This is a genomic window from Pseudomonas sp. MYb185 (assembly GCF_002979975.1).
In the GTDB taxonomy this organism is placed as follows: domain Bacteria; phylum Pseudomonadota; class Gammaproteobacteria; order Pseudomonadales; family Pseudomonadaceae; genus Halopseudomonas.
This window is the reverse complement of the sequence record NZ_PCQD01000002.1, coordinates 454518-478386: the sequence shown is the minus strand read 5'-3', so window position 1 is coordinate 478386 and position 23869 is coordinate 454518. Positions and strand designations below refer to the sequence as shown.

Genomic DNA, 23869 nt, shown 5'->3' with positions numbered 1-23869 from the left:
GGATAGAGGCCGTGAAGAGTGTGGAAAAACAACAAGAGTATAATCTGATTGCGTCCCGGTTGCTGGAGCATGTGGAAATGCGCAGCACCGATATGGCTGATCAGCAGATGAGAATCGCCAGCGATAGCTATGCTGATCCGGAACGCTGGGAGCGGGAGATGGAACAGATTTTCAAGCGCCTGCCCCTGTTGGTAGGTCTGTCTGGAGAGCTGCCGGAGCCCGGTTTCTACAAGACCAAAAACCTGCTGGGTGTACCGCTGCTGCTGACACGGCTCAAGGATGGCAGTGTGCGGGCCATGCTTAATGCCTGCGCCCACCGGGGCATGCAAGTGGCCGAAGGTGAGGGGAAGTGTGACAAGTTCGCCTGCCCCTACCATGCCTGGCTTTATGGGAATGATGGCTCCTTGCAGCGGGTATACGGCGAGGATACCTACGGAGCGGTGGACAAGGCCGCGATGAGTCTGACTCAGTTGCCAGTGTATGAGCGTGGCGGATTGATCTTCGCTGTACTTACTCCTGGAGTGGAGGTGGACTTCGAAGAGTTCCTCGGTGGGATGATCGAGGATATCGAAAGTCTGGGTTTTGCCGACTGGCATTATTGCGGCCAGCGGGTGATCCAAGGTGCTAATTGGAAAGTAGCCTATGATGGCTACCTTGAAGGCTATCATTTCGCTGCAGCTCACCCGAAAACCATCAATGCGCGTACTTACTCCAATATTATGGAGTTTCGCGGCTACGGGCCGCATCTGCTGATTGCTTTTCCGCAGCGCAGCATAGCCAAGTTGAATGACGTTCCGAAAAATGAAAGATACAAGCACGAAAACGATGGCTATGACTTTGTCCGTACCATCTTTCCCAATACTTCCATTTTTGTGGCTCCGGAGATTACCCAGGTTGCCCAATTGATTCCGGGACCGACGGTAGGAGAGAACACCACCATTCTTCACTACATTCATCATCGTAAGCCGGAGACAGCGGAAGACACTCAGAAGTTGGAAGAGATGATGGACTGGTTGCGTGATGTGGTGCAGACCGAGGATTACGACTTGGGGCTCAAGGTCCAGAACGGGATGGCGTCTGGTGCATTCAGTCATGTGACCTTTGGCAGGAATGAGCGGGGCAACCAGTATTTCCACCGCTGGCTCGAGTATTACCTGAGCGATGATCCAGAGCGTACGCAGCCGGAACTCTGACAAGCACTCTTCCGATATCTTGCAGGCTATTCGATAGTCGCATGAAGAGATATTGCTGAATCAGCTCCTGATAAAGAGAAGCAAAATGCATTGGGATATTGAAACGGATGTGGTTGTGGTTGGCTACGGTATTGCGGGTGCCTGTGCAGCCATCGAAGCTGCGGAGGCGGGCGTTGAGGTGCTGGTCTTGGAGCGTGCCAGTGGGGGTGGTGGTGCCAGTGCAATGTCATCTGGTATCTTCTATCTAGGTGGTGGTACGCCGGTCCAGAATCTTTTCGGCTATGACGATACAGCCGAGGAAATGTACAAATTCTTGATGGCCTCTACGGAAGCGGAAGACCCTGAAGCCATAAAGATGTTTTGTGACAACAGCCTGGAACATTTCAATTGGCTTGAGGCCCTGGGCGTACCTTTTGAGCGGAGTGAGTACAAAGGTAAAGCGGTATTTCTCAATACCAGCGAATGCCTTTTCAGTACAGGGAATGAGAAGGTCTGGCCGTATAAACTGATAGCACGACCAGCTCCCCGGGGACACAAGGTGGCGGGTACGGGTGAGAACGCCGGCGCTGTAGCCATGAAGGCGATACTTGCCCGCAGTGACGCTCTGGGGGTGGCAGCGCGATACGATTGTCAGGTTCAGTCGGTCATTCGCAACGAGCAGGGGCGGGTGGTCGGGGTTCAAGCTCGCGAGGATGGTCGTACCCTGCGAGTGGGAGCACGCCGCGGGGTGATCATGGCCACTGGTGGTTTTGCCATGAACAGTGACATGGTGCTTGAGCATATTCCGATGATGAGTGAGACGGCGATGCCTCTGGGAATTCCTTCATCCGATGGATCAGGCATCATTATGGGGCAGCAGATCGGCGCAGCTACCGCAGCCATGGATGGCGTGATCGCCACGGCATCGATTTATCCACCTGGACAATTGATCAAGGGCATTCTGGTTAACAAGTTGGGCAAGCGCTTCGTAGCAGAAGATTCGTATCATGGTCGGACTGCTTCCATGGTCATGGAGCAGCCGGATCAGACTGCTTACTTGATCGTCGATGCCGAGATTTTCGCTTATCCAGAAATCACTTCAGCACAGCATGCGCTGGTGGATGGGTGGGAGACAATCGAAGCGATGGAGATCGGGCTGGGGTTGCCTGCTGGATCCCTGCAGGAAACGCTGGCCCTGTACAATGAGCATGCCAATACCAGATCCGACCCCTACCTGTTCAAGGCGGCGGAATGGTTGAAGCCGCTGGACCAGGGGCCTTACGCAGCATTCGATATTTCCTTCAACAAGTCGATCTACCTCTATATGACGTTAGGCGGGTTGGAAACGAATGCGAAAGCCCAGGTGCTCGACCACGCGGGCTATCCAATTCCCGGCTTTTATTCTGCAGGGGCTTGTGCCGTGCATATTCCCCGGACGGGCAAAAGCTACGCCAGTGGAATGAGTCTGGGACCAGGATCATTTTTTGGGCGGGTAGCCGGTCGTGAGGCGGCTCATGCCCATATGAGCGACAAGATTTGCCATGCATAAAAACAGTTTGACTTGTTTTGTATTTCGGCAGTATGGTGAGGCCATCTCTCTGTTAATACAAGTCATCCGTAATACCGGAATAAATCAAATAATCAGGGTATGGAGGCAGCATGAATCGGGAATCCGATCTGGATATTCTTCAAGAGGTCGAGGCCAAGCAGGCTCTGCAGCACCTCAATGCAACATTTGCCCGGGCTTATGATCGCATGGATCGCTGTCTGATGATTTCCCTCTGGACAGATGATGCCAAGATCGATTGGGGGCATTTCCAGGGGAATGTGCAGCCGTTCGTGATAGCAGCGACCTCTCCAGATGAGGCGCTTGAGCGTACTTTCTCATCCATCTCCAACGAGTATTTCGAAATTGACGGCAATACTGCCCGAGGCGAGGTGTATGTCATCAATGTCAGTACTATTGTCAGCAAGGGTGAAAAAGAAGATCGCCTGATTGGAGGTCGCTTCTTGGATCACTATCGCAAGGATCGGGGCGAGTGGAAGATAGCCAAGCGCACCTTTGTTCATGACTGGAATATGAACCACCCAACCACGGCGGTACTTGATGAGGGTATGTTTGCGCTGTTCCGCTTGCGAGGTGAGCGCAGCAAGAATGATCCCGTTTACGCTTTGCTTGGAGAGTGATCATGGAACTGGCCGAGAGAATGCTTGCCATCATCGATCGCCAGGCGATCTACGATCAGATGTCCCGTTACATACAGGCGGTGGACCGTTGTGATCTGGAGTTGCTCAAATCGGTATTTCATGCCGATGGGGTAGTTGACTTTGGGGTGTTTGCCGGCAATGCCTGGGCATTTTGCGAGCAAAATATTCCCTTCATCAAGGAGAACCTGGTGATGGGGTGGCATCGCTTCACCAATGTCGATCTCCAGTTGGATGGCGCTCGCGCCAGGGCGGAGAGTTATATGCTTGGTAATGCTGCCATACGTTTGCCCGACGGCAGTCTGGTCAATTGTCCGGATAACATGCGCTATCTCGATATATGGGAAAAGCGTGATGGTATCTGGCGAATCTATTCCCGGGATCTGGTGCTGGATTGGAATGCCTCATGGCCGCTCAGTGAGCGGGTGGATGGCGAGTTTGAGCAGTATCAGTTACGGGGTCGGCGTGATGAGAGTGATGTGGTCTACCAGCATAAGCTGATCCGACCGCTTTGAAAAACAATAATCCCTTTTCGGCCTGTATGGCTGATACCGGGCAGGAGTAGAGAGAAATGAATGCTTCTTTGTCATTGGCAGAACGTACACGTCAAGCTCTGGTGGGCGAGGATTTCCTACGGGGCGATCCCATTACCGGCGATCGCTATTATAGTCGGGAGTTCATGCAGCAAGAGTGGGACCACATGTGGACCCGCACCTGGCAGGTAGGTGCCGTTGAGGCACAGTTCCCCGAGGCAGGCTGTGTTGTTACCCATGAGATCGGCAACGAATCCATTCTGATGGTGCGCGATGATGAAGGACGTATCCGAGCCTTCTATAACGTTTGTCAGCACCGCGGAAACCGCATGATCGAGTGCGAAGAAACCAAGGTGAAACGCTTGGTCTGCAACTACCACAGTTGGTGCTATGGACTGAATGGCGCTCTGCTGATTGCCAAAGATTCGGGAGATTTTCCACAGGGTAATCCGGTAGGCAAACTGGGACTGAAGGAGTTGCGTTGCGAGATGTTCGGTGGCCTGGTCTGGTTCAACATGGACCAGAATGCCAAGCCGCTGCGCGAGGCGCTGGGCGTGGTCGCCGATCAGTTGGACTGTTACGAGATGGGCAAGATGACCCGTGTCATGCATATGACCTGTGAGGTGAACTGCAACTGGAAGGTCATTCAGGATAACTTCAATGAAGCCTATCATGTGCAGGCGCTGCACAAGGAGCTGGCTACCTTCATAGATGATGACTACCAGAATACCGAATTCGAGGTGTTCCAGAATGGGCACAGCCGGATGCTGATGAAAGGAGCCTTGCCGGCCGCCGGAGTCAAGTCGAAGAAGGTGCAGGCACCGCTGGACAGTATCATGCGGCACTGGGGGCTGGATGCCGAGGAGTTCCAGGGGCGCACCCATGAAGTGCGGCTAGCCCTGCAAAAACAGAAGCGAGCACTGGGGGCTGAACGCGGTTATAGCCACTATGCCAACTTGGCTGATGACCAACTGACCGACTATTACCATTATACCCTGTTCCCGAACATGTCCTTCACCATGGCTGCGGAAAGCTACCAGATTTTGCGTCCGCAGCCGCACCCGACTGATCCGGAGAAGTGTCTGTTTGATCATTGGTTCTTCGTGCGTCCGGAAGAAGGGCAGGTCGAAGTGGAAACTCCTGTAGGTATTGCTCCGGCCAAACCTGCAAAACATGAGGTATTCAAGCATGGTGACAAGTCCATCGGCTTTGTTGCTGATCAGGATCTGAGCGTCGCGATTGCTCAGCAGCGCGGCCTGCACTCCCGTGGTTATACGGACTCCTACCTGGCCGGCCAGGAGTCCCGTGTGCGCCGTTACCATGAGGTCATCAACGACTATATTGCTGGCCGAGTCTGATCCTCAATTGAGCTGCCGGGGTGGGCGTACCAGGGTGCGTCCACCTTATCTTGGCGGTTCAGATTCGTATTTCCTTCCGTATGTCTTTGCGCTGTCGATCGAGTGCATGAAAATGCGCGCCGAGGTGATATAGATGATTAACGCCGTGCACCATGTCGCTGTTTCCACGCCAGATCTGGAAAAACTGGCTGCTTTTTATCGTGAAGGCTTTGGCTTTGTGGAGGAAAGTCGGATTGAATGGGATGAAGGGATTGAGCAGATCAACCGGATCATGGGGTTGCCGGAGTCCGCAGCGCGAACAGTGATGCTGCGTCTGGGCAGCATGCGTTTAGAGCTTTTCCAGTTTGAACAACCGGTGCCGCCGGCCATTGAGGCGGTGCGACCGGTACACCACCATGGCATTACCCACTTCTGCTTTGATGTCACCTCTATTGATGCCGTATGTGAACGGCTCAAGATACTTGGTGCTTTATTTCACTGTACTCCCCAAGACTTTGGGATCTCAAAAACCACTTATGGACGGGATCCTGACGGTAACGTCTTTGAACTAACTGAGTTTCTTGATGGAAAGGCAGGCATTTAAGAGAGGGTAGAATGAATAATAACAGCTTGCTGTTTGAATTCAGTCTGGCTAGAATCAATAAAAACAACCTTGTCGGTTTTAATCGAGCAAGGTGAGTCAACAATAATCAGAGGTGCACCATGCGAGGTAACCATGACTGATACCAGGTCTCTCGACACGGCTACATTGCTTGATATCTATCGCAAGGCGACATTGATCAAGACAGCCGACGACCGCTTTATTGAACTTATCAAAGCCGGGCAGATTGCCTCGCCGTATTACTCTCCCCGTGGCCAGGAGCTGGTGCCCTCCGCGATTTCAGCTAACCTGCGTGCTGATGACTATGTCATTACCACCTATCGTGGCATTCACGACCAACTGGCCAAGGGTATTCCACTCAAACCCTTCGTTGCCGAGTTCATGGGACGGGCTACCGGCACCTGCAAAGGCAAGGGCGGCCCCATGCACATTACCCACCTGGAGTCTGGCCTGCCGGTGACTACCGGGGTAGTGGGCTCCGGCCTGCCGATTGCCAATGGCCTGGCCTGGGCTTCGTTGTTGAAGAAGACCGGCCAGGTGACCGTGGTCAACTTCGGTGATGGTGCTTCCAACATCGGGGCTTTCCATGAGGCGCTGAACCTGGCCTCGGTATGGAACCTACCAGTGGTGTTCGTATGCCAGAACAACGGTTACGCCGAGCACACCAAGTATGAATATGGCACTGGTGCCCGGGCTATCGTCGATCGTGCCATCGGTTATGGCATGCATGGTATCCAGTGCAATGGTAACGATGCGGTGGAAATGTACTCCGCTGCCCGTGAGGCCATCGAGCGGGCGCGCAACGGTCAGGGGCCAACGTTGCTGGAGGCCAAGACCTTCCGTTTCCGTGGACACCTGCTGGGTGACGATGGTCACTACATTTCCAAAGAAATCATGGAGGCAGCCGTAGCGGCTGATCCCATGCCAGCCTACCGTGCGTGGTTGATTGCCGAAGGTCATGCTTCGGACGAACAGCTGCAGTCGATTGAAAACGAAAATCGTGAGCAGTTTGAAGAAGCTGTTCAGTTCGGTCTGAACAGTCCTTATCCCGATGTATCGGAATTAGCCAGGGATGTATTTGCCGAGGAGGTCGGGGTATGAGCGAAGTGAAGAAAGAACGCATGAATATGTCCCAGGCCATCAACCTGGCGATGCATGACGCCATGGCGCTGGATGAGACCGTCGTTACCCTGGGTGAGGATATTGCCGATCGGGAGGGGGGCGGGGTGTTCAAGTGCACCGCCGGCTTGTCCGAGGCCTTTGGCACTGACCGGGTCAAGTCCACCCCTATCGCTGAACAGGCGATCATGGGTGCGGCGGTGGGTGCAGCGCTGGCCGGCATGCGTCCGGTGGCGGAAATCATGCTGATGAACTTCATCACCGTGGCGATGGATCAGGTGGTAAACCATGCAGCCAAACTGCGTTTCATGACCGGTGGGCAGACCAACGTGCCGTTGACCATCCGCACCACCACTGGTGCCGGCTTTGGTACCGGAGGGCAGCATGCGGATTACCTGGAGGCCTGGTTCGCCCATACCGCCGGTATGAAAGTGGTGGCACCGTCGAACCCGGCGGATGCCTACGGCCTGTTGCTGTCCTGCATCTTTGACGACGATCCCTGTCTGTTCATCGAGGGGCTGCCGCTGTATTTCGCCATGGGCGATGCACCGGTGCAGGGTGAACGGATTCCGCTGGGCAAGGCCAAGGTAGTGCGCCAGGGCAGCCATGTGACCATCGTCAGCTACAGCCGCACCATGGTGGAAGTGAATCAGGTAGCTCAGGAGCTGGAGAAGCAGGATATCTCGGTCGAAGTGATCGATCTGCGCACCATCTCGCCGCTGGATATGGACACCATATTGAACTCGGTGGCCAAGACTGGTCGTTTGGTAGTCGCTCATGAGGCCCAGGTGGACTTCGGCGTCGGCGCGGAAATCGCCACCCGGGTGCATAAGGAGCTGTTTGGTCAGCTCAAGGCACCTGTTGCCCGGGTGGGTGCGGCGCGCTCGCCGGTACCTTTCTCCAAGGCGCTGGAAGACGAGTTTATCCCGACCAAGCGGCGTATTACCGATGCCGTGCTTGACGTGCTTAAATAAAAAACAGAATGGAATGATCTTATGGCTACTGAAATTCTTCTTCCCAAGCTGGGCTTTTCTGTAAACGAGGCGTTGCTGACCGAATGGTTGGTGGCTGATGGGGCCACAGTGAGCAAGGGCGATATTCTGTATGCACTGGAAAGCGAGAAGTCTGTGCAGGAGATCGAAGCGCCGGCTGACGGTACCCTGCGCATCCTGAAGGAAGCGGGCGAAACCTACGATGTAGGTACCGTGATCGGGGAGCTGGTCTGATGAGCAGCGTACCCACCAAGGTCTGGCCGGCGACCTTGCCGCCCATGCCGGAGGTGGACTTCAGTCAGTTCGGTGAATTCGAACTGGCTGAGGTATCCCGCCACCAGCAGTATGCGGGGGCCTTTCTGGCGCGCAACTGGGCGCAGATTCCCCATGTGACCCATAACGACGAGGCATCAGTGGATGCGCTCAATCAATTCCGCCGGGATTATGGTCGTGAAATCGGCCGCAAGCTGACACCGCTGCCGTTTCTGGTCAAGGCGCTGGTCAATAGCCTGAAGGCGTTTCCGGTATTCAACTCTTCTCTGTCCGCCGATGGCAAGCATCTGGTGATGAAGCAGTATTTCAACATCGGCATTGCGGTGGAAACCGACCGGGGCTTGCTGGTGCCGGTGATTAGGGATGCAGATAAGAAGTCCCTCAGCGAATTGACCGATGAGCTGGTCGACAAGGCAACACGGGCACGTACCAAGGGGCTACCGATCGGTGAGATGTCCGGTGGTTGCATGACCATCAGCTCCCTCGGATCGATCGGGGGTACATCGTTCACGCCCATCATAAATGCGCCGGAAGTAGCCATTCTGGGGATCACCAGTGAGTTCGAACGGGTGGTGATGGTGGATGGTGAGGTAACCACCCGACGCTTTATCCCCCTGTCGTTGAGCTATGACCATCGGGTGATCAACGGTGCTGATGCAGCACGCTTCTGCCACTTCTATGCCAGCCAGCTGGAACATCCAGAACAGTTGATTTAAAGACCGGGCAGAAAATAAGAGAGTAATTATAAATGAAAGATATTGTTGAACAGTTTTCTCTTGCGGGGCGAGTAGCATTGGTAACCGGTGCCGGCAGTGGTCTGGGTAAGCACTTTGCCGGGGTGCTGTCACGCGCTGGCGCTACCGTGGTGTGCGTTGGCCGCCGGCTGGAGCCGGTTGAGTCGGTAGCGCGAGGTATTCGTGATCAGGGGGGGCAGGCGCTGGCTCTGAGCATGGACGTAACCGACCCGGATAGTATCAAGGACGGCTTTGCCTGCATCCAGCAGCAATGTGGCCCGGTGGATGTGCTGATCAATAATGCGGGTTTGTCCAACCCCACTGCGTTCGAGGAAATGACCCGCGAACAGTGGACTTCGTTGGTGGATGCCAACCTGTCCGGGCCTTTCTATGTAGCCCAGGAAATGGCCAAGCGCCTGATTGCTGCAGGCAAGCCGGGCAGCATCATCAATATTGCCTCGATTCTCGGCCACCTGGCCCGCCCGCAATTTATCAACTACGGTACCACCAAGGCCGGAGTGATCCATATGACCCAGTATATGGCGCTGGATCTGATGCCCTACGGTATTCGTGTCAATGCGTTGGCTCCAGGTTATTTCCCGAGTGAAATGACCAATCCGTTCTACGAATCGGAAGCTGGAAAGCGGGAGATTGCGGCGTTGCCGATCCAGCGCCTGGGGCGACATGAAGAGCTGAACGGTCCGTTGCTGCTATTGGCCAGCTCGGCCTCTACCTACATGAGCGGCAGCGTGATTACCGTTGATGCCGGGCATTCGGTGAAACTGACGTGACCCTCTTGAAATAAAAGAACTGTTTGTTTGTTTTTTGGTCTATACTGCAAGCCAATCCGTTGAATTGTGTCAGTTATGGCCAAAGACCAGGTGAAAGGAAGAACTATGGAAAGCCAGAATGCAACCGTCAAACCTGCTGCTCGTCCTGCGCGCCGCTCCCGGGCGGGTCATGGTAGTTGGCAGGCGGAAAAAAGCCATTTGATGCGCATGCATATTCTGGATGCGACCATGAAGTGCTTGGTCAATATTGGTTACAGCCAGACCACCACGGAAAAGATCGCCAAGCAGGCAGGCGTGTCCCGGGGTGCCATGACCCACCATTTCAAGTCCCGCGCCGAGGTGTTCAATGCGGCTGCCGAGCACATCACGGATATCCGGGTAAAGGAGTACGACGAGGCGATTCGTGGGGTGACGCAGAAATCGGGTACTTTCCCAACTGCAGAGAACATGCGTGACACCATTACTACTCTGCAGAGTTATTACATGAAACCGTCTTTCCTGGCCTTCCAGGAACTGGTTCGTGGCGCGCGTACCGATGAGCAGTTGCAGGAGGTCATGGGACCGCTGGAAAACTCGCTGGATGAGCGGATGTCGCAGAGCATGGTGACCCGCTTCCCGATCTGGGCTGATGAAGATCTGCGGGAGGTAGGTGAGGCGCTGCGTGACCTGATCATGCATTCATTGCAGGGCGTGGCGATGAACCCGGCACCCTATCTGCAGGGCGACCGTCTGGAGCGCTTGCATGGTCTGCTGGTGGAAACCGCCATGGCGCAGTTCGAGCGGGTCTATCAGGCGCGGCAGCAGCAGGTAGTTGCCACCTGAGATTAAGGTGGCTTATTTGGATTTATAAAAACAATCTGGTTGGTTTAAAGAAAACAGGATTGGATATATGAGCGGTAGTCTATCTATGCAGCATGTGACCGGGCATCTGCTGAGTCGGAGCGAGGCGGGGCCGGTATTGCTTGGCAGCCGCTGCCAGTCCTGCGGAGAGCATTATTTTCCGGCGACCAGCAGTTGCACTCGTTGTTGTGGAACTGAACTCGGCGAATGTGTGCTGGGCAACCGGGGTGAGCTGTGGTCATGGACGGTGCAGGGGTTTCTTCCCAAGTCGCCCTATAACAGCGGCGAGTCCAGTGAGGACTTCCAGCCCTATGGGGTGGGTTATGTGCAGCTGTCCTGTGGCCTCAAGGTGGAGAGTCGTCTGACCTGTGCTGATCCGCAACAGCTGCACATCGGCATGCCCATGCAACTGGTAGAGGTCGATTACGGCCAGAAAGAGGGCCACTTGCTGCGTACCTTTGCCTTTGCACCTGCCGCCGGTCCTGCGGCCCAGGAGAAACAATGATGGAACAGATTGCAATCATCGGTATCGGTATGCACCCCTTCGGTCGGACTGACGGTATGTCCGGCCAGGCGCAGGGAGCCTATGCCGTGCGTCAGGCTCTGCAGGATGCCAATGTCAGCTGGGATCAGGTGGGGATAGCCTACGGCGGCAGCCAGGACGCAGGTAATGCCGATGCTCTGTCCAACCATCTGGGCCTGACCGGCCTGCCCTTTATCAATGTGGCCAATGGTTGTGCCACCGGCGGCAGTGCGTTGGCCAGCGTAGTCTCGGCCCTGCGCGCGGGGACGGCGGATATTGGTGTCGCGGTGGGTTTTGACAAGCATCCCCGGGGTGCTTTCAATCCGAAGCCGGCGGACTGGGGACTGGAGGATTGGTACGGCGAATCCGGCCTGATGCTCACCACTCAGTTCTTTGCCCTGAAGACCCAGCGTTATATGCATGAGCATGGCATTTCCGAGGAAACGCTGGTGCGGGTCGCTCAACGCGCCTTCCGTAATGGCGCCATTACTCCCCATGCCTGGCGGCAACGGGAGCTGAGCTACGAAGAAATTGCCCAGTCGATGCCGGTCAATCTGCCGCTGCGCAAGTACATGTTCTGTAATCCTGCTGAAGGCGGTGCCGCCCTGGTGCTGTGCCGTGCCAGTGAGGCGCATCGTTATACCGACCGACCGGTGCTGGTACGGGCTGCGGTGATGCGTACCCGTCACCACGGCTCCTTCGAGGTATTCAGTCCCGCATTGGCTGCCGAGATGGCTCCGGCCCCCACAGTAACCGCATCCCGTGCGGCTTACGAGGAGGCGGGAGTGGGTCCGGAGGATATCGATGTCATCCAGTTGCAGGATACCGACAGCGGCTCGGAGATCATTCACCTGGCGGAAAACGGCTTCTGTGAGCATGGCGAACAGGAGTGGTTGCTGCGCGAGGGAGCTACGGATATTGGTGGGCGCTTGCCAGTGAACACCGATGGCGGATGTCTGGCCAACGGTGAGCCGGTGGGCGCCTCCGGACTGCGGCAGGTAGTGGAAGTCTGCCAGCAGCTGCGTCAACAGGCTGGACAGCGCCAGGTTCCCGGTGCCCCACGCCTTGGTTATACCCATGTATACGGTGCGCCTGGTGTCAGTGCCGTCACCATTCTGGAAGCGCCATAACTACTGGCCTTACCTATAAAAATAAAGAGGGCAAGAGCATGACCAATCTCAAACAAGCCAAGTTCACTGTGTTGCCGCCGGAGGATGTCGGTAACCCGAATCTGTTCCAGCAGTTGCTCGAGCAGGAGAAGGTGCCGGTACCTGATCGGCTGCAGTCCAATCATCCGGGCTTTACCGATGAAGACCTGTCGGTAGAGCGTTATAGCTCCCGCTGGTTCCATGAGCTGGAAGCCGAGAAACTGTGGACTAAAGCATGGCAGATGGTGTGCCGGGTCGAGGATATCCAGAAGCCGGGTGATCATGTGGTATACGATATCGTCAATCAGTCGATCATCGTCATGCGTGGCCAGGACAATGTGATCCGTGGCTTCCATAACTCCTGTCTGCACCGGGGGCGTGCGCTGCGCATGAGTGGTGGCGCGGTCAACCAGCTGCGCTGCCCCTACCATGGCTTTACCTGGGACTTACAGGGTGAGTTCAAGTCCATGCCCACCGTCTGGGACTTCAAGCATATGTCCCCCTGCGAGTTGAAACTGCCGCAGGTCAAGGTGGATACCTGGGCTGGTTTCGTATTCATCAACCCGGATCTGGATGCCGCTCCGCTGAACGAGCACCTGGATGTACTGCCCGAGCACTTCAAGGACTACAGCATGGATCGCTCGGTATCCATTGCCCATGTGCAGCGCCGTATGGCCTGCAACTGGAAGGTAGCCCAGGAAGCCTTCATGGAGTCCATGCATACCCGCGCCACCCACCCGCAGATCATGACCTTTACCGGGGATGTGGACAGCCAGTACGACATGTATGGCGACAATATCAGCCGCAGCGTCACACCAATGGCGGTGACCAGCTCCAACCTCAGTGATGTGAGCGAGGCGCTGATTCTGCACGATATCCTGGAGGAGTCCGGGCGTATGGCCGATTCCGATGCCAGCAAGCACGTCCTGCCCGAGGGCATGACCACCCGGGAGTATATCGGTGAGCTGAACCGCCAGATATTCTCCGAGGCTTCCGGTGATGACCTGTCCCAAGCCACCTTGGCCGAATTGCAGGACGCCATTCTGTATTCAATCTTCCCCAACACCCAGGTCTGGGCGGGTTACTTCGGCAATATTGTGTATCGCGCCATTCCTGATGGTGACAACCATGAGAGTTGCCTGTTCGATGTCTGGCTGCTGGGGCGCTACAAGGAGGGTGAAGCCTGCCCGCCAGGTGCCAAGCTGAATCAGCTGCCTGATGATCTGGACTTCTCCAAGGCTCCCGAACTGGGTGCATTGGGCCCGGTATTCGATCAGGACATGAGTAACCTCGATGCCATGACCAAGGGTCTGAAGGCCTCGAAGAAGGGCACCGTCAGCCTGGCCAGCTACCAGGAGAGCCGTATTCGTCATCACCACCTGACGCTGGACAAGTACCTGGGGCTCGACAAGTAGTTCGTCTCCCCCGCCCGGCGCGTGGGCGGGGGCCGTTTTGACAGCCCGAGAAAAAGAATATGAGTACACAACTGTTGGAAAAGGCGCAGCAGCTGCGCGAGGCTGTTCGGCACTTTGTGGCACATGAGATGACGGCTGAACTCAAGGCCAAATCCCATCGCCATCAGGTTCTGGATCGCCAGGACTATCTGCAATGGATGCAACTGCTGGAGCGCAAGGGCTGGGCAGTGGGGCATTGGCCTGAGCAATATGGCGGCCAGCAATGGTCATCGCTGGAGCGCTTTGTGTTCGAGGATGAGCTGGCGCGGCTGGGCTGTCCTTGGATCATCCCCTTTGGGGTCAAGTACGTTGGCCCGGTCATCTATAGCTTCGGCAGCGAACAGCAGAAACAACGTTTCCTGCCGGGTATCGTCAAAACCGAGGAGTTCTGGGCCCAGGGTTATTCAGAGCCCGGTGCCGGTTCGGATCTGGCCGGGCTGCGCACCCGGGCAGTACGCAATGGTGACCATTACGTGGTCAACGGCCAGAAGGTCTGGACCACCTACGCTCAGTGGGCGGACTGGCTGTTCTGTCTGGTGCGCACCGGGACCGACGGCAAGCCGCAGAGTGGTATTTCCTTCCTGCTGATCGATATGCGTAGCCCCGGGGTGACGGTCAAGCCGATTCACACCATGGACGGCTATCACCATGTCAACGAGGTCTGGCTGGAGGATGTGATCGTTCCCGCCGAGAACCTGGTTGGTGAAGAGGGCGCCGGCTGGACCTATGCCAAGTTCCTGTTGCAGAACGAGCGCACTGCCGGGGCCATAGTCGGCCAGGCCTGGCATGTGCTGGATCGACTGAAAAAGCACGCCGCCGAAACCCTGGTCGACGGTCGCCCGCTGCTGGAGCAGCCGCTGATGCGCAATCGTATCGGTGAGTTCGAGCTGCGCTTCCTGGCGCTGGAGCAGGCGTCTTACGCTGGTGTGCTGGCAATGGACGAGAAGCGCGATAACGGGGGCGAGGCGTCACTGATCAAGATCCGTGGCACCGAGCTGTATCAGCAGGTCAGTGACACCCTGGTCGATGCGCTGGCCGAGGCGGGCATGGTATTCGATACCGAAGCCCTGCATGCCACGCCAGGCCTGCCGCTGCTGGGCGCAGATGATGTCGGCGGCATTCTCAAGGAGCATCTGTATAACCGGGCGAACACCATCTTTGGTGGTTCCTCGGAAGTTCAGCGCAATATTCTGGCCAAGGTGGTACTGGGACTATGACAACCGATATTGAAACCATTGGCATGCTCCGCAACAGCCTGGAGCGCTATATGGAAGATAACTACAGCTTCCTGCAGCGGCTGGAGCGTATGCGGGAGCCGGGCAGCTTCAGTCAGCAGATCTGGGCGGAGCTGGCCGAATTCGGCTTTCTCTCCCTGTGCCTGCCAACCGAGAATGACGGTCTGGATGGCGATGCGGCGGTAGTTGGCGCGTTGATGGAGGTGGCCGGCAAGGCACTGCTGCAGGAACCCTTTCTGATGAGTGCCGTGCTGGCTACCCGGCTGGTGGCACGGCTGGGCAATGGTGAGCAACGTGAGCGGCTGCTGGCCGGGCTCGCCTCAGGTGAAGTGGTGCTGAGCTGTGCTGTGGAGCATGCTCATCAATGCCAGCTGGAAGATAACCGTCTGAGCGGGCGCATTCCGTTGGTCATGCATGGCGATGCGGCGAATGGTCTGCTGGTGGCGGCGCAGGATGCCCAGGGCCAACTGCATCTATGCCTGGTCAATACTGACCAGTCCCGGGTACAGCGCACTGCTGCGCGCCTGCTGGATGGTCGTGGCGCTGCCAGTATCAGTTTTGATAATGCCCAGGTCGAGCTGCTGGCGACGCCGAATAACGGCCTGAGCGTAGCGGACAACCTGCAACTGTTGCTGGATGAGGCCAACGTTGCCCTGTGCGCGGAAGCCTGCGGCATGATCGATGCTCTGCTGCACACCACCAATGAGTACCTCAAGATGCGTAAACAGTTCGGCAGGCCACTGGCGGTGAATCAGGCGTTGCAGCACCGCATGGCCGATCTGTACCTGTTGCAGCAGGAAACCCACGCGTTGACCCAGGCTGCGCAACAGGCATTGACCGGGCCCGCAGCAGAGCGTGCACGACTGGTCAGTGGAGCGCGCAGCTATATCAGTGATGCGGCGCGCAAGGTAGCCAACGAGGCGGTGCAGCTGCACGGCGGTCTGGGGATCACCGAGGAGCTGGATGTCAGCCACTACTTCCGCCGGGTGATGCTGCTCAACAGCCTGTTGGGTGGTCGTGATAAACACTTCCTGCGTTTTGTGGAACAGAGTCTGACGGCAGCCTGAGATTGTCCAGTGGGGTAACAATAATGAATAGAGATATCAGTGGCTGGAACATTGAATTGAGCCAGCAGCGACTGGAGCAGGGCCAGGCCAGCGGCGAGTGGCTGAACAGGACCATTGCCGAAATGGCCGCGGAGATAGCTGCCCATGATCCGCAGCGCATTACCCATGTATTTGAGGGGCAATCCTGCACCGTCAGTGAACTGTTGCAGGAAGCCAGACTGCTGGCCGGTGCCCTGCAACGTCGAGGGTTGGCCGCCGGGGATGCCATCAGTTTCCAACTGCCCAACTGGCGTGAGTCCGCTGTCATCGACCTGGCCGCCAGCCTGCTGGGCCTGGTGATTGTGCCCATTGTGCCTATCTACCGGGATGCCGAAGTCAGCTTCATGCTGGCCGACGCCAGGGTCAAGGCGGCTTTCTTCCCGCAGCAGTACCGTGGTTTTGATTTTGCCGCGATGATGCAGCGTCTGCAGGGCGAGCTGCCGCAGCTGCACTTGCTCTGCTGTGTACGGGGTGAGCAGAGCCAGGCGCTGGATTATGCGGCGCTGGTGGCTGAAGCCGAGCCGGCGGTGAGCCTGCCGGTGGTGGATGCCAATGGAGTCAAGCTGGTGCTCTATACCTCCGGCACCACGGGGCGGCCCAAGGCTGTGCTGCACTCACACAATACCGGCCCGTTGCGCCTCAAGCGTGGTTTCGAGCACTGGACCCGGGGGCAGGGCGGTACCCTTTTGATGGCCTCGCCGGTGACCCATGTAACCGGGCTCAGCGGTCTGGAGTTGCCCTTCTACCTGCCCAGCCGCACGGTGTTCATGGATCGCTGGGATGCCCGCGAAGCATTGGAAATCATTGATCGCGAACAGGTCAGTGTGAGTCTCGGCGCTACGCCGTTTTTGCATGAACTGTTGACCCAGGCTGAACAGCACGGGCGTCGGCTGCCGTCCTTGCAGGCCTTTGCCTGTGGTGGCGCCGAAGTACCGCCGGCACTGATCTACCGTGCCGCTGAGGTATTCGAGCGCTGCCGTGCGTTCCGCGTATTCGGCTCCAGCGAGGTGCCGCTGGTGACCCTGGGCTTTGTCGGTGAGGAGCAGCTGGAACTGGCTGCGACCACGGATGGCGAGGTGCATGGTTACCAGGTCAAGGTGGTGGATGACGCGGGCCACGAAGTCCCCGCCGGCGCGGAAGGAGAGTTGATGATCAAGGGCGCCGCCATGTTCCTCGGTTATGCCGATGCGCAGCAGAATGCCGGCAGCTTCGATGCTGAGGGCTATTTTGCCACTGGCGATCTGGGCCGCCTGACTCGCGACAATGCGATTGTCATTACCGGGCGCAAGAAGGATCTGATCAACCGTGGCGGTGAGAAGATCAGCGCCAAGGAAGTGGAGGATATCCTGCACCAGTTGCCCCAGGTGCATGAGGCTGCGGTAGTATCCATGCCGCATATGCGTCTGGGCGAAACCCTCTGTGCCTACGTGATACTGCGTGACGGGCAGCAGCTGTCGCTGGTGCAGATGGTCGAGATGGTCAGTGACAGCGGCGTGGCACGGCAGAAGATCCCCGAGCAGTTGGTGGTGCTGGACGACTTTCCGCGTACCGCCTCCGGCAAGGTACGTAAGGATCAGTTGCGAGCCGATATCCGCGCACGCCTCGAACAGCAGACCGCCGTCGCACAATAACGGATGAAATCATGGATACCACCACACTCAAAGTAAGAATCGCACGCAAGGCCTCGGCAGCTCGCGACATTGTCACCCTGGAATTGGCCGCACTGGATGGCAGCAGCCTGCCCCCCTTCAGTGCCGGCTCGCATATCGATGTGGAAGTACGTCCCGGCCTGTTGCGCCAGTATTCACTGTGCAATGACTCATCGGAACAGCACCGTTACGTGATTGGCGTGCTGCGTGACCCGGCTTCCCGGGGCGGCTCGATTGCCGTGCATGATGAGCTGCAGGAAGGTCAGGAAATCCGTATCAGTCAGCCTCGTAACCTGTTTCCGCTGGTGCCCAGCGCGAAGCGCTCGCTGCTGCTGGCTGGTGGTATTGGCGTGACCCCCATCCTGTGCATGGCCGAGCGGCTGGCGCGTACTGATGCCGAGTTCAGCATGCACTATTGCGCCCGCAGCCCGGAGCGCATGGCGTTCCGTGAGCAGATCCAGAACGCGGCCTATGCCGACCGGGTGCAGCTGCATTTTGATGACGGTGCTGACGAGCAAAAGCTGGATCTGGCTGCGGTGCTGCAACAGCAGTCGGATGATACCCATCTGTATGTCTGCGGGCCGGGTGGTTTTATCGACTTCGTTCTGGCCAGCGCCAGAGCTGCCGGCTGGGATGATGAGCGTATCCACTACGAGTTCTTCAGCGCCAAGGAAATCGATACCAGCGAAGATGAAAGTTTCGAGGTACAGGTAGCCAGCACCGGGCAGGTATTCACTATTGGTGAAGATGACACCATCGTTTCAGTGCTGGACCAGGCGGGTGTGGGCATCATGACCTCCTGCGAGCAGGGCATCTGCGGTGCCTGCATTACCCGGGTACTGGAAGGTGAGGTGCATCACCGGGATCAGGTATTGAGCGATGAGGAGCGTAACGAGGAAGGCTGGTTTACCCCGTGCTGTTCCCGTGGCGTAGCGGGTAAACGCCTGGTTCTGGATCTCTGATCTGCCCATGCCGGTGTCACTGGCCTATCTTGGGGTAGTCGCCATCTGGGCCACCACCCCGCTGGCGATTCAGTGGGGGACGCTGGATAGCAGCTTCAGCTTTGCCGCCATGCTGCGCATGCTCATGGCGCTGATCTGTGCGCTGCTGGTACTGGTGCTCTGGCGTATTCCTCTACCCTTGCATGCCCAGGCACTGCGCAGCTATTGCTGCGCGGGTCTGGGAATCTTTCTTGCCATGAGCTGTGTCTATTGGGCTTCTACCCGTATTGAATCAGGCTTGATGTCGGTGATCTTTGGATTGTCGCCCTTGATGACCAGTGCGCTGGCGGCCTGGTGGCTGGGGGAGAACAGCTTCAGTCCGGCCCGACTATCGGGCATGCTGCTTGGCCTGGCTGGATTGGGCGTGGTGTTTCTCGATCAGGGTCTGAGCTTGCATGCGGGCTTTGCCGCCGGCGTCGTGGCCCTGCTGCTCGGCGTGGTGTGCAACTCCGCTTCACTGGTCGGTATGAAGGTGATTGCCGATGATAGCCATCCCATGGCTACCACCACTGGTTCTCTGCTGGTGGCGGCGCCGCTGTTCCTGCTGCTGTGGTGCTTCGATGATGCAGGCTGGCCAGCGCAACTGAGCCTGCGCGCCAGCCTGTCGATTGCCTATCTGGGCGTGCTCGGCTCGGTAGTGGGCTTTGCCATGTACTACTACATCATCCGCCATATGAGTTCGGCATCGGTGGCGTTGATTCTGGTGATTACACCCCTGCTGGCGCTGGTGGTGGGCAAGCTGTTCAATGCCGAGCAATTGCCGCCCGGTGTGTGGTTTGGCGCACTGCTGATTGGCCTGGGACTGTTGCTGCACCAGTGGCAGCCGAGGGCAAGGCGGGCGGCTGGAAGCGGAGGGTAGCTCCCTTCGTCATGCCGCGGATGTGCAGTTGCTGAAGGCTGTCGGCGAGCAGACGCTCGCCAACCCGGGGTGGAGCGCACCTGCTACGCCAGTGGCCTGGTGGCTACTTGCGTTTGGCCAGGAATCCGGCAACGGCGGTGTGGAACTCCGGTTGCTCGATGCATTGGCTGAAGGCCTGTTTCTCGGCGGCCAGCTGGCTGCCCAGGTCCTGTTGCACTGCGGCCTGCATCAGTCGCTTGATGCTGGCGCTGGCCAGTGCCGGTAGTTCCGCCAGCTGGTTGGCCAGGTTCAGCGTTTGTTCTGCCAGCTGTTCTGCGGCTACTACCCGATTGACCAGCCCGAGACGTTGCGCTTCATCGGCCTTGATGCTGTCGCCCAGCAGCGCCACGCCCATGGCGTTACGCAGGCCCAGCAGGCGCGGCAGGCTCCAGCTGATACCCAGATCGCCACTGGCGGCCAGCGCAGTATAGGCAAAGCTGAAGCGGGTATTGTCCGCGGCAATCAGCAGGTCGCAGACCAGTGCCAGGCTCATGCCGGCACCGGCGACTGGCCCCTGCACGCTACCCAGCACCAGCTTGTCGCTACCACTGAGCAGCAGGATGGCCTTGTTCATCGGTTCGATTAGGCTGTCCGGAATGCTGCCTGGATCACGGCTGAACTGGGCGATATCCCCTCCGGCCATGAACGAGCGTCCGGCGCCGCTGAGGATGATGACGCGAATTGCATCATCCGCCACAGCCTCGGTGACTGCACCGAGGAAGGCCTCGGCCATGGCGCTGTCGATGGCATTCAGCGAGGCCGGGCGGTTGAATTGCAGGTGCAGCAGTTTGCCGGAACGCTCCAGGGTCAAGGGCGCATCAGACATGGCTCTCTCCTTTTCATTGAGCTGGTCATGGAACTACCCGGCACTCAGGCCGGGTAGTGGTAGAAGCCCTGACCGCTCTTGCGACCAAGGTAGCCCGCTTCGACCATTTCCCGCAGCAGCGGGGCAGGGCGGTATTTGCTGTCGTTGAAGCTGGTATAGAACACATCCATCACCGCCAGCAGAGTATCCAGGCCAATCAGGTCGGCCAGCGCCAGTGGACCGATCGGATGGCTGCAGCCCAGGCGCATGCCCAGGTCGATATCCTCCGCACTGGCGATCCCCTCCTGCAGTACGAACACGGCTTCGTTGATCATCGGCACCAGAATGCGGTTGACCGCAAAACCGGCACTGTTGCGCACAGTGATGGCGGTCTTGTGGATGTCACTGACAAACTCGGTGGCAGCCTGACGAGTGGCTTCGTTGGTCTGCAGACCGCCAATCAGCTCGACCAGTGCCATGACCGGCACAGGGTTGAAGAAGTGCATACCGATCACCCGCTCCGGATTGTTGCTGGCCGCCGCCAGACGGGTGATGGAGATGGAGGAGGTGTTGGTGGCGATGATTGCCTGCGCGGAGACGATCTCATCGATTTGACGGATCAGCGACAGTTTGACCGGTTCCGCTTCGGAAGCGGCCTCGATTACCAGGTCAGCGGATTCCAGTGCCGCCAGCTCGGTGGTGGTGCGGATATTGCCCAGCGCCTGCTGCTTGTCTTCGCTACCCAGTTTTTCCTTCTGTACCAGCCGATCAAGGCTGCGATCGATGGTCTGCAGAGCACGTTCCAGTGCTGCCTCGTTGATATCGACCAGAGTGACCTGGAAGCCGGCTGCGGCGCAGACCTGGGCGATGCCGTTGCCCATGGTACCGGCGCCAATCACGCCAACGGTACGAATGCTCATGTTGTTATTCTCCTGCTATATCCTGGATGGATTTCAGACACGTTCGAAAATGGCGGCGATACCCTGACCGCCACCGATGCACATGGTGACCAGCGCATAGCGTCCGCCGGTGCGTTGCAGCTCGTAGATGGCTTTGGTGCTGATGATTGCGCCGGTGGCACCTACTGGGTGACCGAGGGAAATGCCCGAGCCATTGGGGTTGACGATCTCCGGGTTCAGCCCCAGCTCCTGCACCACGGCGCAGGCTTGGGCGGCAAAGGCTTCGTTGGCCTCGATCAGGTCAATGTCTGCCAGACTCAGACCGGTACGTTCCAGCACCAGACGGGTGGCGGGGATCGGGCCGATACCCATGTATTCTGGTTCGACACCGGCGTGGGCATAGCCGACCAGGCGAGCCATGGGGGTCAGGTTGTGCCGTTTGACGGCCTGTTCTTCGGCCAGTACCAGGGCGGCGGCGCCGTCGTTGAGGCCGGAGGCGTTGCCGGGGGTGACGCTACCGTTGTCGCGCTGGAATACCGGTTTCATGCCGGCCAGTTGTTCCAGGCTGACATCCTCACGGATATGCTCGTCGCTATCGAAGATGATCACGCCCTTGCGGGTGCGGATTTCCACCGGCACTATCTGCTCGGTGAAATAGCCTTTGGCCCGGGCGCGGGCAGCGCGGCGTTGGCTTTCCAGAGCCAGTTCATCCTGGGCCTCGCGGCTGATGTTGTAGCGTTTGGCGACGTTCTCGGCGGTCACACCCATGTGGATGCGCTGCCAGGGATCGTGCAGGATGCCGTTCATGTAATCCACTGCCTGGGCGTCGCCCAGCCGCGCACCCCAGCGCATGGCCGGCATGATGAAGGGGCCACGGCTCATGCTTTCCGCGCCGCCGCCAATGGCGATATCGGTATCGCCCAGCAGGATCGACTGGGCTGCGGAGATGATGGCCTGCAAGCCCGAGCCGCACAGGCGGTTGACGTTGAACGCCGGGGTTTCCTTGGGAATACCCGAGTCCATGGCGGCTACCCGGCTGAGATAGGCATCCCTGGGTTCGGTTGGAATCACGTTGCCCATGACCACATGGCCGACCGCTTCAGGATCAACCCCGGAGCGGGTCAGGGCGGCACTGACCGCGGTGGTGGCGATCTCGGTCAGGGGTTTATCTTTCAGGCTACCGCCAAAGCTGCCAATGGCGGTGCGGGCTGCTCCTACAACATAGATCTGACGTTGTGTCATGACTTATACCTTCAGGCTCAATCGAATAAAAAAGGGCCAACTGACTAAGTACAAGATCAGTGGCCCAAGCCCAACACCTCACACCAGGGGTGTTGCAACGGAGTTTACTTGCCGGCCAGCAGTTTTCTGGCAATGCTCATGCGGTGCACTTCGCTGGGACCGTCGTAGATACGGAATGGACGCACGTCCCGGAAGATGCGTTCGACGATCTTCTCCCCGGTGACGCCCTGGCCGCCAAGAATCTGTACCGAGCGATCCACCACGCGCCAGATGGCCTCGGAACTGAGTACCTTGGCCATGCTCGATTCGAGATTGCCACGCTCACCCTGATCCAGTACCCAGGCGCAATGCCACACTGCCAGGCGGGTAGTATGCAGGTCCAGCTCATTATCCGCGAGCATGAAACCGACGCCCTGATGCTCACCCAGCGGACGACCGAAGGACTCGCGGGTGCGGGCATACTCGGTGGCGATATCGTGGGCGCGGCGGGCGGCACCGAGCCAGCGCATGCAGTGGGTCAGGCGCGCCGGGGCCAGGCGTACCTGGGCATAACGGAAGCCCTTGCCGACTTCGCCCAGCACATTTTCCGCCGGAACCCGCAGATTCTCGATATCCACCACGCCGTGGCCGCCGGTAAAGCAGCTGTCCAGCGAATCCATCATGCGTTCGACCTTGAAGCCGGGCTGGTCGGTATCGCTGAGGAACATGGTAGCGTTGCCGTCTTCGGTGCGGGCCATGATGATGGCGACGCTGGCACCGGTGGCGCCGGTAATAAACCATTTACGACCATTGAGGATGTAATCGTCACCATCGCGTACTGCGGTGGTGGCCAGCATCGAGGGGTCGGAGCCAGCACCCGGGCTGGGTTCGGTCATGGCGAAACAGGAGCGGATGCGGCCATCGACCATTGGCTTGAGCCAGCGATCCTTCTGCGCCTCGTTGGCGATGGCTTCCAGCATGTGGATGTTGCCCTCGTCAGGGGCGTGGATATGCAGCGCAATCGGACCCAGTGGCGAGTAGCCGGCTTCCTCGAAGACAATCGCCTTGGCCCTGTGGCTGAGACCCAGACCGCCCAATTCCCGGGAGGCATGTGGGGTCAGCAGGCCGACCTTGCGTGCCCGCTCGACCAGTTCATTGCGCAGTTCCTCGCTGGGGCCGTGGGGTGTCTGGCGGCTATCAAATTCCAGAGGGATGACCTGTTCGGTGATAAACTCGCGGGTGCGCTGTTGCAGCTCCAGCAGTTCCTGGTCAAGGCTGAAATCCATGGTACTTCTCCTGTAGGCGCAGGCGC

The 23869-nt window shown here is 58.0% G+C and carries 24 protein-coding genes; 20 read left to right on the top strand and 4 right to left on the bottom strand.

Going from position 1 to position 23869, the window contains the following annotated elements:
- The first annotated feature begins 11 nt into the window (after window positions 1–11).
- From CQ007_RS04640 to CQ007_RS04545, 20 genes are all read left to right on the top strand, one after another.
- Entirely contained in the window at window positions 12–1193 is a 1182-nt protein-coding gene (locus tag CQ007_RS04640; RefSeq protein ID WP_218278826.1) for an aromatic ring-hydroxylating dioxygenase subunit alpha, read from the top strand.
- Window positions 1194–1278: 85 nt separating this feature from the next.
- Complete coding sequence (locus CQ007_RS04635) at window positions 1279–2721, top strand: FAD-dependent oxidoreductase (RefSeq protein ID WP_105643819.1); 1443 nt, start codon at window positions 1279–1281, stop codon at window positions 2719–2721.
- A gap of 110 nt (window positions 2722–2831) precedes the next feature.
- Entirely contained in the window at window positions 2832–3359 is a 528-nt protein-coding gene (locus CQ007_RS04630) for a nuclear transport factor 2 family protein (RefSeq protein WP_105643747.1), read from the top strand.
- A 2-nt stretch (window positions 3360–3361) separates the two neighbouring features.
- Window positions 3362–3892, top strand: a complete 531-nt coding sequence (locus CQ007_RS04625) for a nuclear transport factor 2 family protein (RefSeq protein ID WP_105643746.1) — start codon at window positions 3362–3364, stop codon at window positions 3890–3892.
- Between the two features lie 164 nt (window positions 3893–4056).
- Entirely contained in the window at window positions 4057–5268 is a 1212-nt protein-coding gene (locus tag CQ007_RS04620) for an SRPBCC family protein (protein WP_158256721.1), read from the top strand.
- 133 nt (window positions 5269–5401) lie between these two features.
- Window positions 5402–5851, top strand: coding sequence for a VOC family protein (locus CQ007_RS04615; protein WP_105643744.1), 450 nt, complete (start codon window positions 5402–5404; stop codon window positions 5849–5851).
- A gap of 132 nt (window positions 5852–5983) precedes the next feature.
- On the top strand, window positions 5984–6970 hold the full coding sequence (locus tag CQ007_RS04610; protein WP_105643743.1) for a thiamine pyrophosphate-dependent dehydrogenase E1 component subunit alpha: 987 nt from the start codon (window positions 5984–5986) through the stop codon (window positions 6968–6970).
- Window positions 6967–7962 carry an alpha-ketoacid dehydrogenase subunit beta gene (locus CQ007_RS04605; protein ID WP_105643742.1) on the top strand — a complete coding sequence of 332 codons (996 nt, stop codon included), beginning with the start codon at window positions 6967–6969 and terminating at the stop codon, window positions 7960–7962. Before CQ007_RS04610 ends, CQ007_RS04605 begins: the two co-directional genes overlap by 4 nt.
- Window positions 7963–7983: 21 nt before the next feature.
- Window positions 7984–8214, top strand: a complete 231-nt coding sequence (locus tag CQ007_RS04600) for a biotin/lipoyl-containing protein (RefSeq protein ID WP_105643741.1) — start codon at window positions 7984–7986, stop codon at window positions 8212–8214.
- Window positions 8214–8969, top strand: a complete 756-nt coding sequence (locus tag CQ007_RS04595) for a 2-oxo acid dehydrogenase subunit E2 (RefSeq protein WP_105643740.1) — start codon at window positions 8214–8216, stop codon at window positions 8967–8969. Before CQ007_RS04600 ends, CQ007_RS04595 begins: the two co-directional genes overlap by 1 nt.
- Before the next feature lie 32 nt (window positions 8970–9001).
- Complete coding sequence (locus CQ007_RS04590; protein WP_105643739.1) at window positions 9002–9778, top strand: SDR family NAD(P)-dependent oxidoreductase; 777 nt, start codon at window positions 9002–9004, stop codon at window positions 9776–9778.
- Window positions 9779–9979: 201 nt separating this feature from the next.
- Window positions 9980–10600: a TetR/AcrR family transcriptional regulator gene (locus CQ007_RS04585; protein ID WP_218278825.1), complete on the top strand. Its 621-nt coding sequence runs from the start codon at window positions 9980–9982 to the stop codon at window positions 10598–10600.
- A 67-nt stretch (window positions 10601–10667) separates the two neighbouring features.
- Window positions 10668–11123: a Zn-ribbon domain-containing OB-fold protein gene (locus CQ007_RS04580; RefSeq protein WP_218278824.1), complete on the top strand. Its 456-nt coding sequence runs from the start codon at window positions 10668–10670 to the stop codon at window positions 11121–11123.
- The gene (locus tag CQ007_RS04575; protein WP_105643736.1) at window positions 11120–12271 is read left to right on the top strand and encodes a thiolase family protein; all 1152 of its coding nucleotides are present in this window, start codon (window positions 11120–11122) and stop codon (window positions 12269–12271) included. The genes CQ007_RS04580 and CQ007_RS04575 overlap by 4 nt, the downstream gene beginning before the upstream one ends.
- A 38-nt stretch (window positions 12272–12309) precedes the next feature.
- On the top strand, window positions 12310–13704 hold the full coding sequence (locus CQ007_RS04570) for a Rieske 2Fe-2S domain-containing protein (RefSeq protein WP_105643735.1): 1395 nt from the start codon (window positions 12310–12312) through the stop codon (window positions 13702–13704).
- Window positions 13705–13763: 59 nt separating this feature from the next.
- A complete protein-coding gene (locus CQ007_RS04565) occupies window positions 13764–14960 on the top strand; it encodes an acyl-CoA dehydrogenase family protein (RefSeq protein WP_105643734.1) in 1197 nt (398 codons plus the stop codon).
- Window positions 14957–16045 (top strand): acyl-CoA dehydrogenase family protein, encoded by a 1089-nt coding sequence (locus tag CQ007_RS04560; protein ID WP_105643733.1) that lies wholly within the window; start codon window positions 14957–14959, stop codon window positions 16043–16045. Before CQ007_RS04565 ends, CQ007_RS04560 begins: the two co-directional genes overlap by 4 nt.
- A 23-nt stretch (window positions 16046–16068) precedes the next feature.
- Entirely contained in the window at window positions 16069–17715 is a 1647-nt protein-coding gene (locus tag CQ007_RS04555; RefSeq protein WP_105643732.1) for an AMP-binding protein, read from the top strand.
- Between the two features lie 11 nt (window positions 17716–17726).
- Window positions 17727–18695 (top strand): PDR/VanB family oxidoreductase, encoded by a 969-nt coding sequence (locus CQ007_RS04550; RefSeq protein WP_105643731.1) that lies wholly within the window; start codon window positions 17727–17729, stop codon window positions 18693–18695.
- A 7-nt stretch (window positions 18696–18702) separates the two neighbouring features.
- Window positions 18703–19593, top strand: coding sequence for a DMT family transporter (locus CQ007_RS04545; RefSeq protein ID WP_105643730.1), 891 nt, complete (start codon window positions 18703–18705; stop codon window positions 19591–19593).
- 103 nt (window positions 19594–19696) lie between these two features.
- On the opposite strand, the gene CQ007_RS04540 is transcribed toward CQ007_RS04545, so the two are convergent.
- The 4 genes from CQ007_RS04540 to CQ007_RS04525 all read right to left on the bottom strand — a co-directional run bounded on the left by CQ007_RS04540 (window position 19697) and on the right by CQ007_RS04525 (window position 23843).
- Window positions 19697–20458 carry an enoyl-CoA hydratase/isomerase family protein gene (locus CQ007_RS04540; protein WP_105643729.1) on the bottom strand — a complete coding sequence of 254 codons (762 nt, stop codon included), beginning with the start codon at window positions 20456–20458 and terminating at the stop codon, window positions 19697–19699.
- A gap of 44 nt (window positions 20459–20502) precedes the next feature.
- Window positions 20503–21357 (bottom strand): 3-hydroxybutyryl-CoA dehydrogenase, encoded by an 855-nt coding sequence (locus CQ007_RS04535; protein WP_105643728.1) that lies wholly within the window; start codon window positions 21355–21357, stop codon window positions 20503–20505.
- Window positions 21358–21390: 33 nt separating this feature from the next.
- Window positions 21391–22578: an acetyl-CoA C-acyltransferase family protein gene (locus CQ007_RS04530; RefSeq protein WP_105643727.1), complete on the bottom strand. Its 1188-nt coding sequence runs from the start codon at window positions 22576–22578 to the stop codon at window positions 21391–21393.
- A 104-nt stretch (window positions 22579–22682) separates the two neighbouring features.
- Window positions 22683–23843 carry an acyl-CoA dehydrogenase family protein gene (locus CQ007_RS04525; protein WP_105643726.1) on the bottom strand — a complete coding sequence of 387 codons (1161 nt, stop codon included), beginning with the start codon at window positions 23841–23843 and terminating at the stop codon, window positions 22683–22685.
- Window positions 23844–23869: the final 26 nt, after the last annotated feature.

Coding starts and splice junctions, on each gene's coding strand:
- CQ007_RS04610 (WP_105643743.1), top strand. CDS start 5,984: ATGACTGATACCAGGTCTCTCGACACGGCTACATTGCTTGATATCTAT.
- CQ007_RS04555 (WP_105643732.1), top strand. CDS start 16,069: ATGAATAGAGATATCAGTGGCTGGAACATTGAATTGAGCCAGCAGCGA.
- CQ007_RS04600 (WP_105643741.1), top strand. CDS start 7,984: ATGGCTACTGAAATTCTTCTTCCCAAGCTGGGCTTTTCTGTAAACGAG.
- CQ007_RS04575 (WP_105643736.1), top strand. CDS start 11,120: ATGATGGAACAGATTGCAATCATCGGTATCGGTATGCACCCCTTCGGT.
- CQ007_RS04635 (WP_105643819.1), top strand. CDS start 1,279: ATGCATTGGGATATTGAAACGGATGTGGTTGTGGTTGGCTACGGTATT.
- CQ007_RS04535 (WP_105643728.1), bottom strand. CDS start 21,357: ATGAGCATTCGTACCGTTGGCGTGATTGGCGCCGGTACCATGGGCAAC.
- CQ007_RS04620 (WP_158256721.1), top strand. CDS start 4,057: ATGCAGCAAGAGTGGGACCACATGTGGACCCGCACCTGGCAGGTAGGT.
- CQ007_RS04565 (WP_105643734.1), top strand. CDS start 13,764: ATGAGTACACAACTGTTGGAAAAGGCGCAGCAGCTGCGCGAGGCTGTT.
- CQ007_RS04590 (WP_105643739.1), top strand. CDS start 9,002: ATGAAAGATATTGTTGAACAGTTTTCTCTTGCGGGGCGAGTAGCATTG.
- CQ007_RS04560 (WP_105643733.1), top strand. CDS start 14,957: ATGACAACCGATATTGAAACCATTGGCATGCTCCGCAACAGCCTGGAG.
- CQ007_RS04580 (WP_218278824.1), top strand. CDS start 10,668: ATGAGCGGTAGTCTATCTATGCAGCATGTGACCGGGCATCTGCTGAGT.
- CQ007_RS04605 (WP_105643742.1), top strand. CDS start 6,967: ATGAGCGAAGTGAAGAAAGAACGCATGAATATGTCCCAGGCCATCAAC.
- CQ007_RS04525 (WP_105643726.1), bottom strand. CDS start 23,843: ATGGATTTCAGCCTTGACCAGGAACTGCTGGAGCTGCAACAGCGCACC.
- CQ007_RS04615 (WP_105643744.1), top strand. CDS start 5,402: ATGATTAACGCCGTGCACCATGTCGCTGTTTCCACGCCAGATCTGGAA.
- CQ007_RS04550 (WP_105643731.1), top strand. CDS start 17,727: ATGGATACCACCACACTCAAAGTAAGAATCGCACGCAAGGCCTCGGCA.
- CQ007_RS04530 (WP_105643727.1), bottom strand. CDS start 22,578: ATGACACAACGTCAGATCTATGTTGTAGGAGCAGCCCGCACCGCCATT.
- CQ007_RS04630 (WP_105643747.1), top strand. CDS start 2,832: ATGAATCGGGAATCCGATCTGGATATTCTTCAAGAGGTCGAGGCCAAG.
- CQ007_RS04595 (WP_105643740.1), top strand. CDS start 8,214: ATGAGCAGCGTACCCACCAAGGTCTGGCCGGCGACCTTGCCGCCCATG.
- CQ007_RS04585 (WP_218278825.1), top strand. CDS start 9,980: ATGCGCATGCATATTCTGGATGCGACCATGAAGTGCTTGGTCAATATT.
- CQ007_RS04545 (WP_105643730.1), top strand. CDS start 18,703: ATGCCGGTGTCACTGGCCTATCTTGGGGTAGTCGCCATCTGGGCCACC.
- CQ007_RS04570 (WP_105643735.1), top strand. CDS start 12,310: ATGACCAATCTCAAACAAGCCAAGTTCACTGTGTTGCCGCCGGAGGAT.
- CQ007_RS04625 (WP_105643746.1), top strand. CDS start 3,362: ATGGAACTGGCCGAGAGAATGCTTGCCATCATCGATCGCCAGGCGATC.
- CQ007_RS04540 (WP_105643729.1), bottom strand. CDS start 20,458: ATGTCTGATGCGCCCTTGACCCTGGAGCGTTCCGGCAAACTGCTGCAC.